Origin of the sequence: Pseudomonas sp. RW407 (assembly GCF_003176655.1) — a bacterium.
Taxonomy (GTDB): Bacteria; Pseudomonadota; Gammaproteobacteria; order Pseudomonadales; family Pseudomonadaceae; genus Pseudomonas; species Pseudomonas delhiensis.
In genome coordinates this window covers 488,874-494,546 of record NZ_QGSL01000091.1, presented here as the reverse complement: position 1 = coordinate 494,546, position 5,673 = coordinate 488,874, and the positions used below count along the sequence as shown (strand labels likewise).

At 69.3% G+C, this 5,673-nt stretch carries 6 protein-coding genes; all 6 read right to left on the bottom strand.

The window, feature by feature from the left end:
- Window positions 1-220: 220 nt before the first annotated feature.
- On the bottom strand, window positions 221-586 hold the full coding sequence (locus tag DK254_RS14525) for a cupin domain-containing protein (protein ID WP_109934324.1): 366 nt from the start codon (window positions 584-586) through the stop codon (window positions 221-223).
- A 36-nt stretch (window positions 587-622) separates the two neighbouring features.
- Window positions 623-1,921 carry an FAD-binding oxidoreductase gene (locus DK254_RS14520; protein ID WP_109934323.1) on the bottom strand — a complete coding sequence of 433 codons (1,299 nt, stop codon included), beginning with the start codon at window positions 1,919-1,921 and terminating at the stop codon, window positions 623-625.
- A 129-nt stretch (window positions 1,922-2,050) separates the two neighbouring features.
- Window positions 2,051-2,491, bottom strand: coding sequence for a heme-binding protein (locus tag DK254_RS14515; protein ID WP_109934322.1), 441 nt, complete (start codon window positions 2,489-2,491; stop codon window positions 2,051-2,053).
- Window positions 2,492-2,696: 205 nt separating this feature from the next.
- Entirely contained in the window at window positions 2,697-3,503 is an 807-nt protein-coding gene (gene hpaI / locus DK254_RS14510; RefSeq protein WP_109934321.1) for a 4-hydroxy-2-oxoheptanedioate aldolase, read from the bottom strand.
- A gap of 97 nt (window positions 3,504-3,600) precedes the next feature.
- The gene (gene hpaH, locus DK254_RS14505; protein ID WP_109934320.1) at window positions 3,601-4,404 is read right to left on the bottom strand and encodes a 2-oxo-hept-4-ene-1,7-dioate hydratase; all 804 of its coding nucleotides are present in this window, start codon (window positions 4,402-4,404) and stop codon (window positions 3,601-3,603) included.
- A 12-nt stretch (window positions 4,405-4,416) separates the two neighbouring features.
- The coding region (locus tag DK254_RS14500) for an MFS transporter (RefSeq protein ID WP_109934675.1) at window positions 4,417-5,673 on the bottom strand (1,257 nt) is incomplete at its 5' end.

Genomic DNA, 5,673 nt, shown 5'->3' with positions numbered 1-5,673 from the left:
GTGGGGGTGGGGCCAGGTGCCTGAGGAGAGCTTGTTTCCCTCTCCCTAACCCTCTCCCTGAAGGGAGAGGGGACCGTTCGGAGTGGCTGGGTTTTCCAGCGTCAGCCGGCAGCTCCAGAGCTGCCGGCTAAAACCATTGTCGACGCCGGCACGGACAAGCCCCCTCTCCCTTCAGGGAGAGGGCTGGGGAGAGGGGCTCTTCAAGTTCCCGAACCAGGCCTCAAACCACCGCGTAATAGTGCTTCACGAACCCCTCGCCCGGCACCTCCCACAGCACCGCCGTGCCCTTGGTCACGAACCAGCTGTCGCCGGCCTTGTACAGCTGGCTCTGGCCGGTGGATTCGTCGGTCAGCCGCACCTCGCCGCTGACCACCGTGGCCTGCTCGTTGAACGGGTAGGTCATGCGGAACTTGCCGCCGGTGGTGCCGAAGTAGGCCGCGCTGACCGGGTCGGTGGGGGCGCCGGCGGTCATCTTGCCGAAGGCGCGGACCTCGCCCTCGAGGATTTCCGAGCCGAGGTCGGCCACCGTGCCCCAGGCGTCCAGTTGGTCGAGGGTGATGCCTTGCTTGATGGGGGTGAGTGCCATGTGCTTGCTCCTGTGCAAGTGAAGGGAAAAGAGGCTTCAGCGCCGCCCGGTCCAGTAGCCGGACACCTGGTGCCAGGTCTTGCCGGCGCTGAGCAGCAGCGGGCGGACCTGGTCCTTGCCGTGGACGCGGATGCGCTTCACCGAGCTGATCAGGTCGTAGCGCGCCGAGCCTTCGCTCATGCCCTCGGCCAGCACCTTGCAGATGATGTGGCTGGGGGTGACGCCAAAGCCGGAGTAGCCCTGCACGAAGAAGGCGTTGGGGCGGCCGGGCAGGGCGCCGATCTGCGGGAACAGGTTGGGGCTGCAGGCCATGGGGCCGCCCCAGGCGAGGTCGATCTTCACGTTCTCGAGGTAGGGGAAGATCTTCAGCATCAGCTTGCGGTTCCAGGCCTTGAGGTCGCGCGGGATGTGCTCGATGAAGGGCGTGGCGGCGCCGAACAGCAGGCGGTTCTCGTTGGTCACGCGGTAGTAGTCGATGACCGGGCGGATGTCGCTGTAGGCGCCGCGGATCGGGCTGATGCGCTGGATGAGTTCGTCCGGCAGCGGCTCGGTCATCATCTGGAAGGCGTAGGTGTTGATGGTGCTCTTGTGCAGTTCCGGCTCCAGCTTGTTGAGGAAGCTGTCGCAGGCCCAGAGCAGCTTGCTGGCCTTCACCGAGCCCTTGGCGGTGCGCACGGTGATGCGCTCGCCGTAGGTCACGTCCAGCGCCGGGCTGTACTCGAAGATCTTCACCCCGTGGCCGGCCAGGGCCTTGGCCTCGCCGAGCAGCAGGTTGAGCGAGTGCACGTGGCCGCCGCCCATGTGCAGCAGGGCGCTGGAGTAGGCGTCGGAGCCGATGATCTGGCGCACCTCGGAGCCGTCCAGGTAGCGGATCTCGTGGCGCGAGTCGAGCGACTTGAACTCGCGCTCCCAGGCCCGCAGGGTCTTCGCCTGGCGGGCGTTGAAGCCCATGTAGCCGTAGCCGTGGCAGAAATCGGCGTCGATGTCGTACTTGCGGATGCGCTCCTTGATGATATCGGCGCCCATGTCGCTGATCTCGAAGATCTGCCGCAGGCCGTCCTCGCCGACGTCCTTGCGGATCTTCTCCAGGTCGTGGCCGATGCCGGCCATGATCTGCCCGCCGTTGCGCCCGGTGCCGCCGAAGCCGAGGTAGCGCGCCTCCAGCACGACGATGTCGGTGATGCCCTTCTCGGCCAGCTCCAGCGCGGTGTTGATGCCGGAGAAGCCGCCGCCGATCACGACCACGTCGGCCTCCAGGTCCGCCTCCAGAGAGGGGAAGGCGAGGTTGTACTTCTTGGTCGCGGTGTAGTAGGTGGGGGTCTCGATGTTGATCATGACTGCAGCCTGGAACCGGAGGGAAAGGGGTGCGACTGGCGTCGCGCGGATGGCCTATTAGGGCCCGCGCGACGCTGTTTGTCTTGATCCAGGCTGCCCGGCTTCTTGTCCGGGGCTGACAGGCCGGCGTCAGCCCTGCAGCAGGCTGCGCACGTGCTCGACGGCGGCGCGGGCGCAGCTGCAGTCCAGTTCCTCGGCGGCGCCGGACACGCCGATGGCGCCGATCACCTCGCCGGACAGGCGCAAGGGCTCGCCGCCGCCGTACAGGGCCAGCCCCGGTTGCAGCGGCAGGCCCTGGCGCACCGCGTCCGAGCAGCGCTCCAGACGCGCCTGCCAGTCGCGGGTGGGCAGGTTGAAGGCGGCGGCGGTGCGCGCCTTGCTCAGGGCGATGTCGCGGGACGGCGCGGGCGCCGCGTCCATGTGCGCGCTGTGCACCGGCAGGCCGCTGGCGTCGACCACGACGATGCTGACCCGCGCCTGCAGCTCTTCGGCGCGGTTCAGCGCGGCCTGCAGGGCCTGCATGGCGAGGGTCAGGGTAAGGCTGGTCTGCTGGCGAAGGAAGTGGGACATCGGCGGTTCTCCAGGGAGGGGCGGTCGTGCGAATGATAGTTAATATATTAACTTATGCCCGCGCCAGGAATCGGGCCGTCGCCGGCGGCCCGCGTCGCTTCCCATGGCCGATAACGAAAGGCCCCACGGCGGACTGCCCGTCCGCCGTGGAGCCTGGTAGGACTTTCCGTACGGCCGCTCAGGCGACCTCTCGGTGGGGCGGGGCTCAATACACCGAAGGGGCGGAGGGGGCCGGTGCCTGGGCGCCGCCCTTGAACCGGCCGGCCAGCTCGCGCAGCGAGCGCATCAGCAGGCTGGTGTCCACGCCCACGGCAACGAACTTCGCGCCCAGCTCCAGGTAGCGCCGGGCCAGCTTCTCGTCGGCGCTGAGGATGCCGGCGGCCTTGCCGGCGCGCTGAATGCGGACGATGGCGTCCTCGATGGCGGCCTGCACGTCCGGGTGCCCCGGGTTGCCGCGGTGGCCCATGGCCGCGCTGAGGTCGGCCGGGCCGATGAACACGCCGTCGACGCCGTCCACCGCGGCGATGGCGTCGAGGTTGGCCAGGCCTTCGAGGTTCTCCACCTGCACCAGCAGGCACATCTGCGCGTCCGCCTCGTCGAGGTAGCCGGGGATGCTGTTCCAGCGCGAGGCGCGGGCCAGGGCGCTGCCCACGCCGCGCACGCCGAACGGCGGGTAGCGCATGGCGCGGACCAGCTCGGCGGCCTGTCCGGCGGTGTCCACCATGGGCACTAGCAGGGTCTGTGCGCCTATGTCGAGCAACTGCTTGATCAGCGCCGTGTCGCCGACCACCGGGCGGATGATCGGCTGCGCCGGGTAGGGCGCCACCGCCTGCAGCTGGCCGAGCAGGCTGCGCAGGTCGTTGGGCGCGTGCTCGCCGTCGAGCAGCAGCCAGTCGAAGCCGGCATTGGCCGCCAGCTCCGCGCAATACGGGTCGGCCAGGCCGAGCCAGAGGCCGATCTGCGCGTCGCCGGATTGCAGGCGTTGTTTGAACGTATTGAGGGGGATGTGCATGGAAAGCTCCTGGAAGGGCTGCAGGCCGCAGGCTTCAGGCTTCAGGCCAGAGCGCTCTTCGCCTGCAGCCTATGGCCTGCCGCCTGCAGCCATCACCTCATACAAACCGGCAAGAGATGCTACCGAGCTGGTCGTAGTCGACGTGGAAGGTGTCGCCGGGGGCTGCGGCCACCGGGCGGGTGAAGGAGCCGCCGAGGATCACCTGGCCGGGCTCCAGGGTGACGTCGTAGGGGGCCAGCTTGTTGGCCAGCCAGGCCACGCCCTTGGCCGGGTGGTTGAGCACCGCGGCGGAGACCCCGGATTCCTCGATCACGCCGTTGCGGTAGAGGATCGCCGGCACGCGGCGCAGGTCGATGTCGCCGGGCCGCACGGCGCGGCCGCCCATGACCACGCCGGCGTTGGCGGCGTTGTCGGAGATGGTGTCGAAGACCTTGCGGGTGGCCTTGGTCTGCGGGTCCACCTGCTGGATGCGCGCGTCGATGATCTCCAGCGCCGGGATCACCCACTCGGTGGCCTCCAGCACGTCGAACAGGGTGACGTTCGGGCCTTTCAGCGGCTTGCCGAGGATGAACGCCAGCTCCACTTCCACCCGCGGCACGATGAAGCGTTCGAAGGGGATGTCGCTGCCCTCGTCGAAGAACATGTCGTCCAGTAGCGCGCCGTAGTCCGGCTCGGTGATGTTCGACGAGACCTGCATGGCGCGCGAGGTCAGGCCGATCTTGTGGCCCTTGAGCACGCGGCCGTTGGCTATCTTCCGAGCCACCCAGGCGCGCTGGATGGCGTAGGCGTCCTCGATGGCGATGTCCGGGTAGTCGAGGGAGAACTGCCGCACCTGCTGGCGCGAACGCTCGGCGGCGTCGAGGCGGGCGGCGGCTTCCTGGATGAGGGTGGAGTCGAGCATGGCAATGTCTCTCTAGCGGGGGTTGACCACGGCGGCCGGGGTGCGCAGGACCAGGGCGGCGCCGAGGGCGATGAGGATGGCCAGCAGGTACAGGGCCAGGCTGGAGCTGTGGGTGGTGTCGCGCATCCAGCCGATGAAGTAGGGCGCGGCGAAGGCGGCGATGCTGCCGAAGGAGCTGATCAGGGCGATGCCGGCGGCCTGGGCGCGGTTGCCGAGGAAGGCCGGCGGCAACTGCCAGAACATCGGCAGGGCGGCGCTGGCGCCCATGCCGGCGAGCACCAGCCCGGCCAGCACCAGCGGCGCGCTGGTGGGCGCCAGGCCCGTCAGGGCCAGGCCGGCGGCGGCCAGCAGCAGCGGCACGGCGAGGTGCCAGCGGCGCTCGCGGCGGCGGTCGGAGGAGCGCCCCAGGGCGATCATGAACACGCAGCCGGCCAGGTACGGCAGGGCGCTGAGCAGGCCGACGCGGCCGTCGGAGCCGATGCCGGCGCCGTGGATCAGGCTGGGCATCCAGAACGCCAGGGTGTTCACCGCCAGCATCACCGCGAAGTAGATGGCCACCAGCAGCCAGACGTGGCTGTCGCGCAGGATGCCGGCGAAGGAGGTGATCTGCTTGCGCTGCTCCTCGCCCTGCATCTCCTCGCGCAGGCCGGCCTTCTGCGCCTCGCTCAGCCAGGCCACGCGCTCGAAGCTCTCCGGCAGGCAGCGCCAGACCAGCAGGCCCAGCAGCACCACCGGCAGGCCCTCGATGAGGAACATCCACTGCCAGCCGCGCAGCCCGAGGAAGTCGTGGAAGCCCTCGAGGATGCCGCCGGACAGCGGCCCGCCGACCACCCCGGCCATGGGCACGGCGATGGCGAACAGCGCGGTGACGCCGGCGCGGCGGCGCGCCGGGAACCAGCGGTTGAGGTACACCAGGATGCCGGGGAAGAAGCCGGCTTCGGCCACCCCCAGCAGCAGGCGCAGGGTGTAGAAGCCGGCGGCGTTCTGCACCAGCAGCATGGCGGTGGACAGCAGGCCCCAGGTGACCATCAGGAAGGCGATCCAGCGGCGCGGGCCGACGCGTTCCAGCATCAGGTTGCTGGGCACGCCGAACAGCGCGTAGGCGACGAAGAACAACCCGGCGCCCAGGCCGTAGACGGTGTCGCTGAAGTGCAGGTCGGCGCTCATCTGCAGCTTGGCGAAGCCGATGTTGATGCGGTCCAGGTGGGCGAATACGTAGCACACCAGCAGCAGCGGCATCAGGCGCCAGACCACGCGGGCGTGGGTGGC

Bases quoted from the DNA above. Each gene is read 5' to 3' on its own strand.
- DK254_RS14525 (WP_109934324.1), bottom strand. From the start codon at position 586: ATGGCACTCACCCCCATCAAGCAAGGCATCACCCTCGACCAACTGGAC.
- DK254_RS14520 (WP_109934323.1), bottom strand. From the start codon at position 1,921: ATGATCAACATCGAGACCCCCACCTACTACACCGCGACCAAGAAGTAC.
- DK254_RS14515 (WP_109934322.1), bottom strand. From the start codon at position 2,491: ATGTCCCACTTCCTTCGCCAGCAGACCAGCCTTACCCTGACCCTCGCC.
- hpaI (WP_109934321.1), bottom strand. From the start codon at position 3,503: ATGCACATCCCCCTCAATACGTTCAAACAACGCCTGCAATCCGGCGAC.
- hpaH (WP_109934320.1), bottom strand. From the start codon at position 4,404: ATGCTCGACTCCACCCTCATCCAGGAAGCCGCCGCCCGCCTCGACGCC.